At 74.1% G+C, this 17,764-nt stretch carries 12 protein-coding genes; 7 read left to right on the top strand and 5 right to left on the bottom strand.

The genetic code is table 11. From position 1 onward, the window contains the following. The first annotated feature begins 6 nt into the window (after positions 1 to 6). Positions 7 to 732, top strand: a complete 726-nt coding sequence (locus tag E1266_RS14455; protein WP_132047062.1) for a MarR family winged helix-turn-helix transcriptional regulator — start codon at positions 7 to 9, stop codon at positions 730 to 732. On the opposite strand, the gene E1266_RS14450 is transcribed toward E1266_RS14455, so the two are convergent. Beyond that, positions 729 to 1,916, bottom strand: coding sequence for an MFS transporter (locus E1266_RS14450; RefSeq protein ID WP_132047060.1), 1,188 nt, complete (start codon positions 1,914 to 1,916; stop codon positions 729 to 731). The two genes, E1266_RS14455 and E1266_RS14450, sit on opposite strands and share 4 nt — an antisense overlap. A gap of 152 nt (positions 1,917 to 2,068) precedes the next feature. On the opposite strand from E1266_RS14450, the gene E1266_RS14445 reads away from it, so the two are divergent. Genes E1266_RS14445 through E1266_RS14435 form a run of 3 tightly spaced genes read left to right on the top strand, consistent with a single transcriptional unit; the run spans position 2,069 to position 6,127 of the window. Next, the gene (locus E1266_RS14445; RefSeq protein ID WP_132047058.1) at positions 2,069 to 3,352 is read left to right on the top strand and encodes a lipase family protein; all 1,284 of its coding nucleotides are present in this window, start codon (positions 2,069 to 2,071) and stop codon (positions 3,350 to 3,352) included. A gap of 43 nt (positions 3,353 to 3,395) precedes the next feature. Further along, positions 3,396 to 4,361: an acyl-CoA desaturase gene (locus E1266_RS14440; RefSeq protein ID WP_132047056.1), complete on the top strand. Its 966-nt coding sequence runs from the start codon at positions 3,396 to 3,398 to the stop codon at positions 4,359 to 4,361. After that, a complete protein-coding gene (locus E1266_RS14435; protein ID WP_132047054.1) occupies positions 4,358 to 6,127 on the top strand; it encodes a fatty acyl-AMP ligase in 1,770 nt (589 codons plus the stop codon). The genes E1266_RS14440 and E1266_RS14435 overlap by 4 nt, the downstream gene beginning before the upstream one ends. A gap of 19 nt (positions 6,128 to 6,146) precedes the next feature. Here the strand turns inward: E1266_RS14435 and E1266_RS14430 are convergent, their stop codons facing one another. Then, positions 6,147 to 7,406, bottom strand: a complete 1,260-nt coding sequence (locus tag E1266_RS14430) for a helix-turn-helix domain-containing protein (RefSeq protein WP_243718413.1) — start codon at positions 7,404 to 7,406, stop codon at positions 6,147 to 6,149. A 189-nt stretch (positions 7,407 to 7,595) separates the two neighbouring features. Between E1266_RS14430 and selA the strand changes: the two genes are divergently transcribed. From selA to selD, 3 genes are read left to right on the top strand one after another with little or no spacing between them, the layout of a single operon-like run. Next, a complete protein-coding gene (selA, locus tag E1266_RS14425) occupies positions 7,596 to 8,909 on the top strand; it encodes an L-seryl-tRNA(Sec) selenium transferase (RefSeq protein WP_132047050.1) in 1,314 nt (437 codons plus the stop codon). Between the two features lie 26 nt (positions 8,910 to 8,935). Beyond that, positions 8,936 to 10,708, top strand: coding sequence for a selenocysteine-specific translation elongation factor (locus E1266_RS14420; protein ID WP_243718412.1), 1,773 nt, complete (start codon positions 8,936 to 8,938; stop codon positions 10,706 to 10,708). Then, complete coding sequence (gene selD / locus E1266_RS14415) at positions 10,705 to 11,730, top strand: selenide, water dikinase SelD (RefSeq protein WP_132047048.1); 1,026 nt, start codon at positions 10,705 to 10,707, stop codon at positions 11,728 to 11,730. The genes E1266_RS14420 and selD overlap by 4 nt, the downstream gene beginning before the upstream one ends. Here selD and fdh read toward each other — a convergent pair. The 3 genes from fdh to E1266_RS14395 form a co-directional block, all read right to left on the bottom strand. After that, the gene (fdh, locus tag E1266_RS14410) at positions 11,727 to 14,981 is read right to left on the bottom strand and encodes a formate dehydrogenase (RefSeq protein WP_207945642.1); all 3,255 of its coding nucleotides are present in this window, start codon (positions 14,979 to 14,981) and stop codon (positions 11,727 to 11,729) included. The two genes, selD and fdh, sit on opposite strands and share 4 nt — an antisense overlap. Before the next feature lie 102 nt (positions 14,982 to 15,083). Next, entirely contained in the window at positions 15,084 to 16,811 is a 1,728-nt protein-coding gene (locus E1266_RS14400; RefSeq protein ID WP_243718411.1) for a hypothetical protein, read from the bottom strand. 153 nt (positions 16,812 to 16,964) lie between these two features. Next, positions 16,965 to 17,702 carry an evbL gene (locus E1266_RS14395; RefSeq protein WP_132047042.1) on the bottom strand — a complete coding sequence of 246 codons (738 nt, stop codon included), beginning with the start codon at positions 17,700 to 17,702 and terminating at the stop codon, positions 16,965 to 16,967. Between the last annotated feature and the right edge of the window lie 62 nt (positions 17,703 to 17,764).

Here is a 17,764-nt window from a genome sequence, read left to right as displayed (position 1 = left end):
GTGACCATGAGTGCCTCGACCGACTCCGCACCCGGCCCGACCCACGACCGCCGGACCGAGGTCCGGCGGCTCATCGACGCGATGGAGCACGCCAAGGTCATCAGCGACGGCCACTTCAGCGCGCTCGGCATGCTCATCACCGACGCGTCGCTGAGCGCGGACGAGCCCGCACTGGTCGAATGCCAGGACGGGCTCCAGTGGCTGCACCGCCACTACCTGGACGTCGGCGCCCTCGACGCCCCGCAGCGCGAGCAGCGCGGCCGCATCCTCGGGCTGATCGACGTCGTGCACTGGGCGCTGAAGCGGCTCCCGTCCGGGCTCCAGCTCGCGCTGCAGCCCGAGGGGTACGCGGCGCGCTTCCTGGTCGCGGTGGCCCGGCGGCCGGGCATGTCCAACCGGCAGCTCGCCGCCGAGCTCGGCACCGACGAGACCGAGATCAGCCGGACCGGGCGCAAGCTGCTGTCCGCGGGCGTCGTGTGGCGGCGCAAGGAGTGGCGGCACAACGCGTGGGACCTCACCCCGCGGGGCCGGCGGTACCTGGAGACCTCCGGCCTGCTCCCCGCCGACGCCGACGCGGTCGGTGAGCCCGTCGCCGAAGCCGGGTCCGGCCGCCGCGCCGAAGCCGCCCGGCCGGCGGAGACCGTCACCCGCTCCCCGGACGGCGTCCCGCGCCGCGCGCCCGCGAACGGGCCGTCCCGGCCCCAGGAACCCCCGCGCTCGGCCCGGGGCTAGCGAGCCCCGGGGCCGGCGGCGCGGCGGCGGAGCGCCAGCGGGACGGACAGGAAGATCGCGGCGGCGGTGAGGGCGAAGGCGGCCGGGTAGCCGGTGTGCGCGACGGCGAGGCCGAACGCGACGCCGCCGGCGCCCATGCCGCCGTCGTAGCCGATGTTCCACAGCGCGCTGACCGTCCCGTAGCCGGACACGGGCGCCCGCTCGTACATCAGCGCCAGGCTCGCGTTCTGCGTGACCCCGAACCCCGCGCCGAACAGGACCATCGAGGCGAACACGGCGGCCGGGTGCGGGACGAGGGCCAGCAGCGCGATCCCCGCCGCCGAGAGGGCCACGGCGGGCGCGAGCAGCCGGGCCGAGCCGTGCCGGTCCCCGAAGCGCCCGGCCTGCCAGCGGGCGAGCGTGGTGGCGGCCGGCTGCACGAACAGCGCCGCCGCCGCGACCCCCGCGGCCGGGACCGCCTCCGGCAGGAACGTGATGAGGATGCCCGCCGCCATCGCGGTCGAGGCGAACGCGGCCGCGGGACGCAGCAGGTCCGGCGACCGCAGCGCCGCGAGCATGCCGAGGGACCCCTGCGCGGCCCCGGACGCCAGGCGGCGCGGCAGGCCGGGCAGCGCGGCCAGCGCCGCCAGCGACGTCACCGAGGCCGCGACGAACACCGGCGGGTAGCCGACCTTCCCGGCGAGCCAGACCCCGAGCGGCAGCGCGAGCACCGCCGGCAGCCCGGCGGTGAGCCCGAACAGGCCGAGCGCCTCGCCGCGCCGGTCCGCCGGGGCGAGCGCGGCGACCAGCGCGTTCGGGACCACCACCGCGATCCCGAAGCCGACGCCGCGCAGCAGGCTCACCGCGATGATCATCGGCATGCCGGACGAGGCGGTCAGCGCGAGCGCGGGCAGGCCGAGCAGCAGCAGCCCCGCCGCGAGCACCGGCACGTACCCGAACCGCGTCAGCAGGCGGGGGAGCGCGAGTTCGGTGAGCACCGTCGTCAGCATCAGCGAGCCCGTCGCCAGGCCCGCGCCGGCCTGGCCCGCCCCGCCGTCCACGGCGTACATCGGGACGACCGACAGCAGCAGGAACACGCCCGTCAGGCTCAGGAAGGTCGCCGCGAACAGCAGCGCCAGCCGCCGTCCGACCAGGCGCGGACGGGCCTCGCGGACCCCGTCCCCGCGCCGAGATGACTCGCTCATACCGATGACCGTAGGAGATCGTCCGGACGGTCCGGTTATTGAGTTGGTTGCTAAGCGCGGGGCCCGACCATGTCAGAAGACTTCATTCCGCCCATCGCCGCCCCTGGGACACAGTCGTCACCGTTCGGTTTCCAGCCCCCACTGGAGCGACGATGCGTGTCCGGAGCCTCTTCACGACCGCGGTGCTGGGCGTGGCCCTCGCCGTACCCGCCGCCGCACCCCAGGCGGTCGCCGCGCCCGCCGCCGCGCCGGCGGGCTGCGACGCCACCGACGCCGACATCTACGCGCCGCCCCCCGCCACCGTCCACGGCGATCCCGGCGACCTGCTCGCCTGCCGCCCGGCGAAGCTGACGAACATCCCCGGCGACGTCCCGATGCAGGCGTGGAAGGTCCGGTACGTCTCCACCGACGCCAAGGGCGCCAGGAACGTGGTGACGGGGACGGTCGCGATCCCCACCGCGCCCTGGACGGGAGACGGCTCCCGCCCGACCGTCGCGTTCAACCCCGGCACGCTGGGCTCCGCCGAGCGCTGCGCCTTCTCCAAGCAGCTCGCAGGCGAGTACGTCGACATGTACGAGGGCGGGAACCTGAACCTGTTCCTGCGCGCGGGTCATGCGGTCGCCGCCACGGACGGTGTCGGTTACCTCAGCGGGCAGGTCCACACGTACATGGTGGGCGCCAACGCCGGTCACGCGCTGCTCGACATCGTCCGGGCGTCCCGGCAGATTCCCGGCGGGTCCCTCACCGCGGACGGCGACGTCGGCATCTCCGGCTACTCCGAGGGCGGCGCCGCCGCGCTGTGGGGCGCGCAGCTCGCCGCTTCCTACGCGCCCGAGCTGAACCTGGTCGGCGCGGCCGCGGGCGGCGTGCCCGGCGACCTCAAGGTGACCGCGAAGCAGCTGAACGGCAGCCTGTTCGCGGGCTTCCTCGCCGACGCGCTCGTCGGGCTGCACGCCGCCTACCCCGAGATGCCGTTCACCGAGCTGATGAACGAGCGGGGCGCGCGGGCGGTCGAGGACGTCCGGTCGCACTGCCTGTTCGGGACCCTCGCGGTGTTCCTCGGCGCGCGGGTCGAGGACTTCTCCACCGGCCGGCTGACGCTGGAGCAGATCTACGCGCTCCGCGGCCCCGGCGGCGTCACCTGGGGCGAGCTCGTCGACCGGCAGCGGCTCGGCGTCGGCATCGGCGGCCCCTCGTCCGGCGCCCGGTACGAGATCGGCTTCCCGGTGTTCCAGTACCGCGGCTGGTTCGAGGAGATCATCCCGCACGAGACCGAGGACGCCACGCGGCAGCGCTACTGCGCCGCCGGCATCACCACGACCTGGAAGAACACCTACCCGGCCGAGCACCTGACCACCGACTGGGCCGCGGCCCGGGACGTGACGGACTTCCTCACCGACCGGTTCGCGGGCAAGCCCGCCGAGGGCGACTGCTGACCGCACGGAAACCTAAGGAGCCGAACATGACAGCGGGCCGAACATGACCGCGGGCGTCGCCGACATCGGCAGCGGCCGGGATCCGCGACCCGACATCTCCGGGACCGTCCCGCTGCCCGAGCGCATCGCGGTCGTGGTGTTCGTCGCCGCGCCGATCCTCGGGGTGCTGGGCGCCGTCCCGTTCCTGTGGGGCTGGGGGATCGGCTGGACGGACATCGCCATATTCGCCTTCCTGTACCCGCTCAACGCGATCGGGATCACGGTCGGCTACCACCGGCACTTCACCCACGGCGGCTTCAAGGCCAAGCGGTGGCTGCGGATCGCGTTCGCCATCCTCGGCGGGCAGGCCATGCAGGGGTCGGTCGTCCGGTGGGTCGCCGACCACCGCCGCCACCACAAGTACTCCGACCAGGAGGGCGACCCCCACTCGCCCTGGGCGTACGGGCCGGGCGTGTGGGGCCTCACCAAGGGCCTCTACCACGCGCACATGGGATGGCTGTTCAGCAAGGACCGCACGTCCCGCAGCAAGTACGCGCCCGACCTGCTCAGGGACAAGGACATCCGGTTCCTGTCGCTCGACCCCGTGTACGCGGTGATCGTGCTGTCGACGTTCCTCGTCCCGATGGGGCTCGGCGCGCTGCTCACCCTGTCCTGGCACGGCGCCCTCACCGCGCTGTTCTGGGGCGGCCTGATGCGCGTGTTCGTCGGCGAGCACGTCACGTTCTCCATCAACTCGATCTGCCACGTGTTCGGCAGGGAGGACTTCAAGACCCGCGACCGGGCCCGCAACGTGTGGTGGCTGGCGATCCCGTCGTTCGGCGAGTCCTGGCACAACCTCCACCACGCCGACCCCACGTGCGCCAGGCACGGCGTCCTCAAGGGGCAGATCGACATCAGCGCCCGGGTCATCTGGATCTTCGAGAGGCTCGGCTGGGTCTGGGACGTGCGCTGGCCCGACCACGAGCGCCTCGCCGCACGCCGCGTCACGTCCCAGGGAGAAGCAGCATGACCGACCTTCCCGTCCTCGACCGGACGCCCCTGATCGAACGGCTCTCCCGGTTCGCCAAGGACTTCCCCGACGACCGGGCCTACACGTTCATGGACTACCTGACCGACCCGGACGGCATCGCCCTCGACGTCACCTGGGGCGAGCTGGACCGGCGCGCCCGCTCGATCGCCGCCGCGATCCGCCGCGCGACCGAGCCGGGGCGGCGCGCGGCGCTGCTCGCCCCGCAGGACCTGCACTACGTGACCGGGTTCCTCGGCGCGATGTACGCCCGCGTCATCGGCGTCCCGCTGTTCTCCCCGGACCTGCCCGGCCACGGCGACCGGCTCCTGGCCGTCTACCAGGACGCCGAACCCGACGTCGTGATCACCACGAGCGCGGCGCTGCCGGCGGTCGAGGCGTTCCTGGCCGGCGACGGCGTCCGCGCCCCCGCCGAGGTCATCGTCGCGGACCGGGTGGACGGCGCGCTCGACTGGACGCCCGAGCCGATCGACCCGGACGACGTCGCCTACCTGCAGTACACGTCCGGCTCGACCCGGACCCCCGCCGGTGTGATCATCACGCACGGCAACTTCGCGGCGAACGCCGAGCAGCTGTGGCGCGCGTTCGAGGGCATCCCGCGCGAGTCGACCGGCGTGAACTGGCTCCCGGTGTTCCACGACATGGGGCTGGTCACGACGGTCGCGCTGCCGCTCGTCTACGGGAACCCGGGCGTGATCATGGACCCGGTCGCGTTCATCATGCGCCCCGTCCGCTGGCTGGAACTGCTCAGCGGGCAGCGCCACGCGTTCACCGGCGGCCCGAACTTCGCCTACGAGTACCTCACCGCGCAGGTCACCGAGGAGGAGAAGAAGGACCTCGACCTCAGCGGCGTGCAGGTCTTCATGAACGGCGCCGAACCCATCAGGGAGAGCACGCTCAGCGGGTTCTTCGAGGCGTTCAAGGACTGCGGGCTGCGGCCCGAGGCGCAGGTGTGCGCGTACGGCCTGGCCGAGGCGACCGTCTACGTGTCGGCGTCGTCGCGGTTCCGGGAGCCGACGCGCCGCGCGTTCGACCACGAGCGGCTGCGCCGCGGCGCAGCCGAGCCGTGCGCGGCCGACGCGCCGGGCGCCGTGCAGCTGATCGCCTGCGGGACGTCGTTCGGCCAGCACGTCGCCGTCGTCGACCCCGAGACCGGGAGCAGGCTCGCGGAGGGCGGGGTCGGCGAGATCTGGGTGCACGGCCCGAACGTCGCCGCGGGCTACTGGGGACGTCCCGAGGCGACCAAGGAGACCTTCCAGGGGACGCTCACCGATCCGGGTGAACTGCCGGAGGGACCGTGGCTGCGCACCGGCGACCTCGGCGTCCTGCACGGGGGCGAGCTGTTCGTCACCGGCCGGATCAAGGACCTGGTCATCGTCGACGGCCGCAACCACTACCCGCAGGACATCGAGTTCACCGTCTCGGGCGCGCACGAGGCGATCCGCCGCGAGTACACCTGCGCCGTGTCCGTCGACGCGTCCACCGACACGGGCGAGACGGAGGGCCTCGTCGTGATCGCCGAGCGGAACCGGCGGGTGCCGATCGCGCTGCTCGACCCGGAGGAGGTGGCGCGGGCGGTGCGGACGGCCGTCAAGCAGCAGCACGACCTGCGCGTCCACGACTTCGTGCTGATCGAGCCCGGCGGCCTGCTGCGCACCAGCAGCGGCAAGATCGCCCGTTCCGCGTGCCGCCTCGCCTACCTCGGCGGGACCCTCCCGGTCACGGAGGTCCCCGCGAAGGACGGGTGAATCACACGGCCCGCCCGGGTCACGCCGGCTCCTGCCCGGCGTCCCGGAGCCAGACGGGCAGGAGCAGCATCAGCTCCAGCCGGACCGCGGGGTCCTCGATGTCGTAGTCGAAGACCTCGTGGAGCTGCGCGAGCCGGTACCGCACCGTCTGCGGGTGCACGCACAGCGCCTCCGCGGCGTCGGTCGCGTTGAAGCCGTGCCGGAGCAGCTCCAGCAGGGTGAGCGCCAGCCGGCCGCCGCGGTGCGGGCCGAGCGCGGTGAGCGGCGCGAGCCGGCGCCGCGCCGCGGCCTCGGCGAGCGTCCAGCCCTCCTGGAGCAGCAGGTCGGGCAGGTGCCGGTCCGCGTGGACGAGGACGCCGGGCCGCGGCCTGCCCTTCGCCGCCTTCCTCCCCGGGGCGTGGCCGAGCCGCCCGGCGGCCATCAGGTCGAGCGCCCGGTGCGCCCAGTGCAGCGACACGCCCGCCTGGTCCACCGGCACCGCGGGGCCGACCGCGCCCGTCCAGCCGGCGAGCGTGGCGGTGAGCCGGTCGGTGCCGCCGGGGCGGTCGGGGTCGGGCACCACCAGGCACGGCCGGCCCCGGTCCAGCCCGCTCAGCAGGGTCGGCGGCAGTCCCGCGGGCCCCTCGCCGCCGCTGCCGGGACGCGGGCTCAGCACGATCACCGCCAGCCGCTCGGGCAGCGGCCACCCCGCCAGCGTCGCCTGCTCGGCGACGATGTCCCGCGGCGCGGGCGGCTGGGACAGCAGCAGGCTCAGCAGCCTGCCGCGCCGCTGCTCCCGCTCGCCCGCCGCCTTCTCCCGCGCCCGCGCGTAGCCCTGCGCGGCGGCGGAGGCCAGCAGGTCCAGGTACGCGAAGTTCACCTCGGCCAGCGAGATCGCCAGCTCCCGCGGCTTCTGCAGCCGGTCGGCCTCCCGCGACAGGTACCGCCAGGCCGTCCGGGACGCGATCCGCAGCGCGTTCTGCAGGTGTTCGAGCGAGCGGCCCTCGACCGCCTCCCCGTACCCGATGTCGAAGAACACCTGGTGCACCTCCTGCCAGGAGGCGTCCGGATCGGCGATCATCTGGACGAAGTGCCCCATGCCCTGCTCCGCCGCGACCCGCATCACGTCGAGGTAGACGGGATCGTCCGGCCGGCCGTACTCGGGCACGTGCCGGAGCACCCCTTCCACCATGGAGTCGACCAGCGCCGGCAGGTGCGGCCGCATCCACCGCGCCTCCTCCCGGGGGACGTCCCGCCACGGCTGCGCGGACAGCTCGTCCCCGGAGGGTCTCGCATGCACCTCGGTCAAACCGGCACCTCCCGAGCGGACACCTAGCCGACAGGCTAGGCACAGGAGGTACCTCATGACACTCACTTGACTGACAAACCCGCCCGTCCCGCGTCACCCGCCCCTATCAAGGGCCGCAGGCCGGATGCGGATCGTTTCGGCGCCGCCGCGCGCGGGTACCGGGCGCAGCGGAGGGCGCCGATGGATCATGAAGCGACGGCCGCCGCGGACGCGCGGCGGCGGATCGCCAGGACGGACGTGCTGCTCGCCGACCCCCGCCTCGCCGAGGCCGCGGCGCGGCTCGGGCGCGGGGTGGTGAAGACGGCCGTCGGCACCGCGCAGCGGCGGGCCAGGGCGGGCGAGATCCCGCCGGACGCGGTGGCGGACGCGGCGGTGGCCGCGCTCCCGGCGACCGCCTCCGGGCTGCGTCCCGTGCTCAACGCGACCGGCGTCCTGCTGCACACCAACCTCGGGCGGGCGCCGCTGTCGGACGCCGCGCGGGACGCGGTGGCCGTGGCGTCGGGGGCGACCGACGTCGAACTCGACCTGGAGACCGGCCGGCGGGCGCGGCGCGGGCGGTCCGTCCTCGCGGCGCTGCTGGAGCGGGTGCCGCAGGCGGAGGCGGCGCACGTCGTCAACAACGGGGCGGCGGCGCTCGTGCTGGCCGCGGCCGCGCTCGCCGGGAACCGCGAGATCGTGATCGGCCGCGGCGAGATGGTGGAGATCGGGGACGGGTTCCGCATCCCCGAGCTGCTGGCCGCGACGGGCGCGCGGCTGCGGGAGGTCGGGACGACCAACCGCACCACGCCCGACGACTACGCGGCGGCCGTCGGCGAGGACACCGGGTTCATCCTTAAGGTGCATCCCTCGAACTTCCGCATCACCGGCTTCACCCGCGGCGCCGACGTCGCCGAACTGGCCGGGCTCGGGGTCCCGGTCGTCGCCGACATCGGCTCCGGCCTCCTCGCGCACGAGCCGCTCCTGCCGGACGAACCCGACGCGGCGTCCATGCTCAAGGCGGGCGCGCACCTGGTCACGGCCAGCGGCGACAAGCTGCTCGGCGGGCCGCAGTGCGGGCTCGTCCTCGGGCAGGGCGACCTCGTGCGGCGCCTGGCCCGCCATCCGCTGGCCCGCGCGCTGCGGGTCGACAAGATGACGCTCGCCGCGCTGGAGGCCACCGTCCGCGGCCCGCGCACCCCGACGGAGGAGGCCCTGCACGCCGACGCGGCGGCGCTGCTCGCGCGGGCCGAGCGGCTCGCCGCGCGGCTGCGGGACGGCGGCCTGGACGCGGCGGCCGTCCCGAGCGAGGCGGCGGTCGGCGGCGGCGGCGCGCCCGGCGTCGTGCTGCCGAGCGCGGCCGTGTCGGTGCCGGACGTCTACGCGGCGCGGCTGCGGCAGGGGACCCCGGCGGTGATGGGACGGGTCGAGGACGGGCGGTGCCTGCTCGACCTGCGCGCGGTGCCGCCGGACCGGGACGCCGACATCGCCGAGGCGGTCCGGCTGGCCGCGTCATGACGAACAGGGACACGATGGATAGCGCGATGATGAACGTCGTCGCGACCGCGGGGCACGTGGACCACGGCAAGTCGACGCTCGTCCGCGCCCTCACCGGGATGGAGCCCGACCGGCTGGAGGAGGAGCGGCGGCGCGGCCTGACCATCGAGCTGGGCTTCGCCTGGACGACGCTGCCCGGAGGCGGGCGGCTCGCGTTCGTGGACGTCCCCGGGCACGAACGCCTGGTCGCGACGATGCTGGCCGGGGTGGGGCCCGTCCCGGCCGTCATGTTCGTCGTCGCGGCGGACCAGGGCTGGCAGCGGCAGTCGGAGGAGCACCTGGCGGTCCTGGACGCGCTCGGCGTCCGGCACGGCCTGCTCGCCGTGACGCGCGAAGACCTCGCCGGCGCGGCGGCGGCGAGCCGGGTGCGGGACGAGGCGCTCGCCCACATCGCGGCCACGTCGCTCGGCAAGGTCGAGTCGTTCCTGGTCAGCGGCGCCACCGGCGAGGGGATGGACGACCTGCGCGCCGGGCTGGAGCGGCTCGCCGGGTCGCTGCCCCGCCCCGACGAGGACGCGGACGTCCGGCTGTGGGTCGACCGCGTGTTCACCGTCCGGGGGAGGGGCACGGTCGTGACCGGGACCCTCGGCGCCGGGACGATCCGCGTCGGCGACCGGCTCGCCGTCGGCGGCGGCCTCGCCCGCGTCCGCGGCCTGCAGAGCCTCAAGGAGGACCGGAGGGAGGTCACGGGTGTCGCCCGCATCGCCGTCAACCTGCACGGCGGACCCGCCGAGATCGGCCGCGGCGAGGCCCTGCTGACGCCGGACCGCTGGCTCACCGCCGACGTCGTCGACGTGCGGCTGCGCGGCGACCCCGCCTCGGACCTGCCGCGCGAGCTGGTCCTGCACGTCGGCTCGGCGGCGGTCCCGGCGCACGTCCGCCCGCTCGGCGACGACACCGCCCGGCTCTCGCTGCGGCGGCCGCTGCCGCTGCGGGTCGGCGACATCGCGCTGCTGCGCGACCCGGGGCGGCATCGGGTCCCCGCCGGGGTCACGGTGCTCGACGTGCGGCCCGAGCCGTTCACCAGGCGGGGTGCCGCCGCCGCCCGCGCGACGGAGCTGGCCGCGCTGACCGGGCGGCCCGACGGCGCCGCCGAACTCCGCCGCCGGCGCCTGATCAGGCGGGCGGACCTGGTCGCGATGGGGTTCCCCGTCCCGTGCGAACCCGTCGCCGGGGACTGGCTCGCCGACCCCGGCCACTGGGCGGGGCTCCGCGAACGGCTCGGCACGGCCGTCGACGCGCACGCCGCCGCCGATCCCGCCGACCCCGGGCTCCCCGCGGAAGCGGCGCGCCGTGCCCTCGGCCTGCCCGACCGCGCGCTCGTGGAGGCGCTCGCCGAGGCCGAGGGGCTGCTGTGGCGCGACGGCCGCATCTACGGCCGGGCCATCGCGCCCGAACTGCCGCCGGACGTGCGGAAGGCGGTCGACGCCGTCCGCCGCGAGCTGGCCGAGCACCCGTTCCTCGCACCCGACGCGAACCGGCTCGCCGAACTCGGCCTCACCCCGAAGATGATCGCCGCGGCCGCCAGGGCCGGCGTGCTCCTCCGGCTCGGCGAGGGGATCGTCCTGCTGCCCGGCGACGACGTCCGCGCCGCCGAGATCCTCGCCGGGCTCGGCGACACGTTCACGCTGAGCGAGGCGCGCCGCGCGCTCGGCACCACCCGCCGCGTCGCCGTCCCGCTGCTGGAGCACCTGGACGAGGCGGGCTACACGGCCAGGGTGGACGACCTCCGGCGGCGCCGCACCGAAAGGACGACATGACCCAGGCCACGACGGACTCCGGAACCGGCAGGCGGCTGACCGGGTACGCGCACGGCGGCGGCTGCGCCTGCAAGATCCCGCCCGGCGAGCTGGAGGAGGTCGTCTCCGGCCTGAACGCGGTCCCCGGGTCCCCGAACGGCGAGCTGGTCGTCGGCCTCGACACCGGCGACGACGCCGCGGTCGTCCGGCTCCCCGGCTCCCCGGACGGCCTCGCCGCGGTCGCCACCGCCGACTTCTTCACCCCCGTCGTCGACGACCCTTACGACTGGGGCCGCATCGCCGCCGCGAACGCGCTGTCGGACGTCTACGCGGTCGGTGGCCGCCCCCTCGTCGCGGTTAACCTGCTCGCCTGGCCCCGCGACGTCCTGCCGTTCGACCTGGCGCGGGAGGTCCTGCGCGGCGGCCTGGACGTCGCCGCCCTCGCGGGCTGCCATGTCGGCGGCGGGCACAGCGTGGACGACCCCGAACCCAAGTACGGGATGGCCGTCACCGGGGTCGCCGACCCCGCCCGCCTCCTCCGCAACGACACCGGCCGGCCCGGCGTGCCGCTCACGCTCACCAAGCCGCTCGGCATCGGCGTCCTCAACAACCGGCACAAGGCGACCGGCGAGGTCTTCGAGCACGCCGTCGCGACCATGACCGAGCTGAACGCGGACGCGTCCGCCGCCGCCCTCGCCGCGGGCGCCGGCTGCGCCACCGACGTGACCGGCTTCGGGCTCCTCGGCCACCTCTACAAGATGGCCCGCGCGTCCGGCGTCACCGCCGTGGTCGACGCCGCGGCCGTCCCCTACCTGGACGGAGCCCGCGAGTCGCTCCGCGCCGGGTACGTCAGCGGCGGCACCCGCCGCAACCTCGACTGGGTCGCCCCCCACACCGACTTCGGCGGGGCGGGCGAGGAGGAGCGCCTGCTCCTCGCCGACGCCCAGACGTCCGGCGGCCTCCTGATCGCCGGCGAGATCCCCGGCGCGCCCGTCATCGGCGAGCTGGTCCCCGCCGGCGCCCACCCGCTGGTCGTCCGCTAGATCTCGGTGCCCGTCCCGTCGGTGATGCCGGCGCGCCTGCGGTACTCCTGCACCAGCGCCAGCGTCGCCCGTCCGCGCGGGCGCTGCCCCGGCCGGATGTCGACCGACCACACCTTGGTCTCCTGGATGTGGGAGTTCGGGTCCAGCGCGAGGTGGAGCAGCTCGTTCGCGGCGTCGCCCGTGCTGTAGCCGTTCGGGCCCCAGTGGTAGGGCAGGCCGATCTGGTGCACGACCCGGCCGTCCGCGTTGAGGGACGGCATCCGCTCGGTCACCAGCACCCGCGCCTCGACGGCGTTGCGCGCGCTGATGATCGTCGCCCAGCCGCCGTGCTCCAGGCCGCGCTCCGCCGCCAGCTCGGGCGAGACCTCGCAGAAGAACTCCGGCTGCAGCTCGGCGAGGTAGGGCTGCCAGCGCGACATCCCGCCCGCCGTGTGGTGCTCGGTGAGCCGGTAGGTCGTCGCGACGTACGGGTAAACGTCCGCGCCGGGCGCCTCGCCGCTCGGCGCGTACCGGTTGTCGGGATGCGGCGGCAGCAGGTACCGGACGGGGTTGCGCTGCTGCCGGTACAGCGGGTTCGGGAACGGCGACTCCTGCGACTCGTAGTGCGCCGGCAGCGGGCCGTCGGTCAGCCCCGACGGGACGAACAGCCACGCCTTGCCGTCCGCCTGCATGATGAACGGGTCGTCGCCGGCGATCGCGTCCGGGCCGGTCGCGTCGCGCGGGGGCCTGTGGTCCGGCGGGCGGTCGGCGATGAAGTCCGGGACGTCGTGGCCGGTCCAGACGCCCTGCTCGGCGTCCCACCAGACGAGCGCCTTGCGGTCGCTCCAGGGTTTGCCGTCCTTGTCGGCGGACGCCCGGTTGTAGAGGACGCGGCGGTTCAGCGGCCACGCCCACCCCCACTCGGGCGCGACCCAGTTCTGGTCCTTGCCCGGCTTGCGGCGCGCGGTCTGGTTGACGCCGTCCGCGTAGCAGCCGCAGTAGATCCAGCAGCCGCACGAGGTGGACCCGTCGTCCTTGAGCTGCGTGTAGGACGACAGCGGGTTCCCGTCGGCGTCGAAGCCGTTGATCTCCGCGAGGACGGCCTCCGCGTCCGGCTCCCGCGTGCCGCCCGACGTCGGGTAGTCCCAGGTGAGGTCCAGGACGGGTCGGTCCATCTCGTCGGCCGACCCGGCGAGCTTCTCCCGGATGATGCGGCCCAGGTGGTAGATGAACCACAGGTCGCTGCGCGCGTCCCCGGCGGGCTCCACGGCCTGGTAGTGCCACTGCAGCATCCGCTGGGTGTTGGTGAAGCTGCCGTCCTTCTCGGTGTGCGTCGCGGCGGGCAGGAAGAACACCTCGGTGCCGATGTCCTCGGTCCGCATCTCGCCCGACTCGATCTCCGGGCCGTCCTTCCACCAGGTCGCGGACTCGATCTGCGAGAAGTCGCGGACGACCAGCCAGTCCAGGTTCGCCATCCCGAGCCGCTGGATCTTCGCGTTGGCCGACCCCACGGCCGGGTTCTCGCCCATCAGGAAGTAGCCCTTGCACTCCCCGTTGATCTGCGCCATCGCCGTGTCGTAGGTGTTGTGCGTGCCGGTCAGGCGCGGCAGGTAGTCGAAGCAGTAGTCGTTGTCGGCCGTCGCAGCGTCGCCCCAGTACGACTTCATCAGGCTCACCATGTAGGCGCTCATGTTGCCCCAGAAGCCCTTGCGCGCGGATTCGCCGCGCACGAAGGACTCCAGGTCCTGCTCGGGGTGCGCGTGCGGCATCGGGATGTAGCCCGGCAGCAGGTTGTACAGGGTCGGGATGTCCGTCGAGCCCTGGATGGACGCGTGCCCGCGCAGCGCCAGGATGCCGCCGCCCGGACGCCCGATGTTGCCGAGCAGGCTCTGCAGGATCGACGCCGTCCGGATGTACTGGACGCCGACCGTGTGCTGCGTCCAGCCCACCGCGTACGCGAACGCGGTCGTCCGGTCGCGGCCCGAGTTCTGCGCGATCGTCTCGCAGATCCGCAGGAACAGCTCGCGCGGGACGCCGCAGATCCGCTCCACCATCTCCGGCGTGTAGCGCGAGAAGTGCCGCTTGAGCACCTGGAACACGCACCTCGGGTGCTGCAGCGTCGGGTCGCGGTCCGGGTGGCCGACGCCGATCGGCGGGCCGCCGGACCCGGCGGCCTCGCCGTGCCCCGACTCGTCGGCCTCCCCGACGACGTCGTCGTACGCCATGTCGCGCAGCCCGGACGCGGCCTGGACCGTCATGCCCTCGTACCGCCACGTCCGGTGGTCGTAGCTGCGCTGCTCCGGGTCGAGGCCGGAGAACACGCCGTCCAGGTCCTCGGGGCCGCGGAAGTCCTCGCTGAGGATCACCGGCGCGTTGGTGTAGTCCACGACGTAGTCGCGGAAGTACTTGTCGTTCTCCAGGACGTAGTTGATGATCCCGCCCAGGAACGCGATGTCGGTGCCCGCGCGCAGCGGCACGTGGGCGTCGGAGACCGCGCTCGTCCGCGTGTACCGCGGGTCCACGTGGATCAGCTTCGCCCCGCGCGCCTTCGCCTCCATCACCCACTGGAACCCGACCGGATGGCACTCGGCCATGTTCGAGCCCTGGATGACGATGCAGTCCGCGTTCTGCAGATCCTGCTGGAAGGTGGTCGCGCCGCCGCGTCCGAACGAGGTTCCCAGACTGGGAACGGTGGAGGAGTGTCAAATACGGGCCTGATTCTCGATCTGCACCGCGCCGAGCGCGGTGAACAGCTTCTTGATCAGGTAGTTCTCCTCGTTGTCGAGCGTGGCGCCGCCGAGGCTCGCGAAGCCCATCGTGCGCCGCACCCGCAGCCCGTCCTCGGTCTCCCACTGCCAGCCGCGCCGGCGCGCCTCGATCACCCGGTCGGCGATCATGTCCATCGCCGTGTCGAGGTCGAGCGCCTCCCAGTCGGTGCCGTGCGGGCGGCGGTAGAGGACCTGGTACTCGCGGGCGGACCCCGTGGTGAGCTGCAGGCTGGCCGAGCCCTTCGGGCACAGCCGGCCCCGGCTGACCGGCGAGTCGGGGTCGCCCTCGATGTGGGTGACCTTGCCGTCCTTGACGAACACGTCCTGCCCGCAGCCGACCGCGCAGTACGGGCAGATCGACTTCACGACCTTGTCGGCCGTGCTCACCCTCGCCCGCAGCCGCTCGCTGCCCGCGCTCTTCGCGGCCGCGCCGCGGCCGAGCGGGTCGCCGTCGGTGAACTGGCGGTAGACGGGCCACGACTCGATCCACCTGCGAACGCCCATGTCCACCCCCTCGTCACCTCGGTGCGGCGTCCACCTACCCGGCGCCCGGCCCGCAAAACACGGGCCGGGCGCGGGTCGGTCGATCGGAGGCGGCTGGCCCCGTCACCTGGTAGCGAAGGCCGCCAGGTTCGTCGAGATCGGCTCGGGCCGCCCGTCGTTCTGCACGGCCGAGGCGGTGAGGACGTCGATGTGCTGGTAGCCGGCCGCGACGACGTCGCCGGGCTGCGGGTCGCCGAACCCGAGGCCGTCACCCGCCTGAAGGTTGAGGACCGGGTTGGCGGTGATGCCGCCCTCGTGGACGGCGTCGTCCGCGATGCCGGGTGAACTCGCCAGCGCGATGTCGGTGATCAGCTTCGTGGGGAAGTAGTGCTCGGTGAAGTCGAGCGGATGCTCCGACAGGCTGCGCGCCAGCTCGGCGATGTCGGTGACCTCCTTGCCCGCGGCCGTGAACGGTGTGCCGTCCTTGGACTTGTGGACCGGGTCGTCCGGGGCGCCGACGCGGTCGAAGTTCCGCCACGTGTAGAGCGGGCCGCCGGGCTCGTCCGGAATGGCCTTCTTCTCCGTGCCGAGGAGCCGGGAGAGGCCGCCGAGGCCGATCTCCTCCAGGTTGTTCGGCGCCGGGAACTCCTTGTCGGCGATCGTGCCGCCGTCCCAGAAGCCGACGCTGGCCTGCATGAAGGCCAGCGGCTGGGAGTGGTCGTCCAGGAGCCCGCCGAGCGCCGCCGCGTTGCTGAACCGGAAGTCCTTGACCGTCGGCGATCCCGTGATGAACGTCGGGTAGTCCTTGGAGAACAGCAGCCGGTACGTCATGTCCTGGTTGAACCCGGACGGGATGTACGTCGACAGGTCGGACTCGCCGCCCGGGTCGAGGTTGGCGGCGAGGCCCGCGATCGCCAGCAGGTTCATCGTCTCGGTGTTCACCACTGCCGGGGCCGAAAGGGCACGCGGGACGACCCCCGCCTCCAGCCCGGCCTTCACGGCGCCCGCGCCGAACTCCACGAGCGGGACCCACTCGGCCGGGACCTGCCCGCCCATGCCCGGCAGCCCCTTCGCGATCCGGGTGTCGAGCGCGAAGTAGCCGGAGCACTGGTTGTGGCCCGCGTCGGCGGTGGTGGCGTGGTCCCCGTCGAAGTCCCACTCGGCGAAGTAGGCCGTCAGGACGCCGCCGAGCGAGTGCCCGCCGCAGAGCATCTTCTCCTTGCGCGCCCGCTGGTCCGGAAGCTCCCTGGCCATCAGGTCGTACTGGTCGCGGACGGTCTGCTCGAGCCCGACGTGCTGCAGCCACTTGACCTGGTCGTTCGTCTGATACCCGGCGAACTTCCGCCCGTCGACCTCCTTCTGCCGGTAGTAGTAGTCGACCGCGAGGTGGACGTCCCGCGCCGCCAGCCCCGCCTGGACGCCGGTGCGGTCCTCCAAGCAGTTCGACCGCCGGTCGAGGGCCCAGAACTCGATGTGCCGCCCGCTGCGGGCCGCGGCCGCCACCGTGTTGCGCGCGACGCTGTCGAACGCGCCCGCGCCCTCCAGGATGCCGGGCTGCGCGACGAGGATCCGGTCCGCGTCCGCCGACTCGGCCGGGCCGTCCTCGTGCCGGAAGCGCAGGTAGGACAGCCAGTCGCACGCTTCCGGCCGCGGCCCGGCCGACGCGGGCAGCGGCACCTTGACCCGCACCACCGACTCGTTGACCTCGGTGACGGGCGAGCCGGACGGCACGGGCACCTCGGTCCGGCCGGCTTCGCGCGCGCTCACCGGCACGGCCGCCGCCGCGCCCGCGGCCAGCGCGGACGCGGCCAGCACCGAGACCGTGAGCATGGGGAGGGCTGGTCGCCCCATCGGCTGCTCCTTCCGGAGGGGGATCGGTTACGGGGCAACAATGAACCTGTCGGATTCCTGGCGACAGTCGGTTATTTGCACAATTTCCCCGCGGCCCTTGTCCCCGGCTGACAAGGCCCTCGACCCGGGCCCCCTCCCGCCTGCGGAGACACCTCAGCCGAGGACGGCCGTCCCCGTCTTGCCGACCAGGTCCGCGAACTCGGCGCGCTCGGCGGGCGACAGGGCCCGCTCGTACACGGCGGCGGAGAGCCTGTCGGTCATCCCCTCGGCCTCATCGCGCTGCGGCTTGAGGTGGCCGCAGTCGGGGAAGTCGCCCTGCCAGCCGAGGAACTGCGCCCGCTCCGGCGGGTTCGCGGCGAGGACGGCCTCCAGCGGCGAGAGCCCCGCCGCGGTCGTCGCGACCAGGTGCAGCCCGCCCCGCAGCTCCCGGAGGAGGTGGAGCACGTGCGTCAGGCGCGCGGGCCCGTCCTCGGGGAGCGGTTCGGCCCGCCACCCGGCGAACAGCGGCAGCCCGGACGCCTCGGCCGCCGCCACGACCCGCTCGCCCAGCTCGCACAGGCGCGGGTCCTCGGGGACGTTGTCCCGGCCCCAGTCCGCGCACGCGAGCGCGTACCGCCGGGCGGCCTCCCGCGCGCCGGCGACCGCGACGCCCTCCTCCCACATGGGGCGGACGAGGCCCGGCGCGAACCAGCCCAGCGCCGCGTACACGACGTCGGCGTCGACGTCGCCCAGGACGCCGCACCGCCCGGCGAAGTAGTGCGCGAACGGGTTGTCGTACCCGTTCTCCTTCCCGTGCGCCCACGTCGCCTTGTCGAGCATCCACTTAGCCCCGACATCATGAATGATCTTGTCCGCGGCGCGCACGGTGTCCATCGCGCTCAGCTCGCCCATGGGGGGACCTCCTCGTCGTAAGTAAGCCGTACGTTACTTGCGGTCGGCGGCCGGGGGCGGCC

Source organism: Actinomadura sp. 7K534 (assembly GCF_004348575.1).
Lineage (GTDB): Bacteria > Actinomycetota > Actinomycetes > Streptosporangiales > Streptosporangiaceae > Spirillospora > Spirillospora livida.
This window is presented reverse-complemented; position numbering and strand designations above follow the sequence as displayed.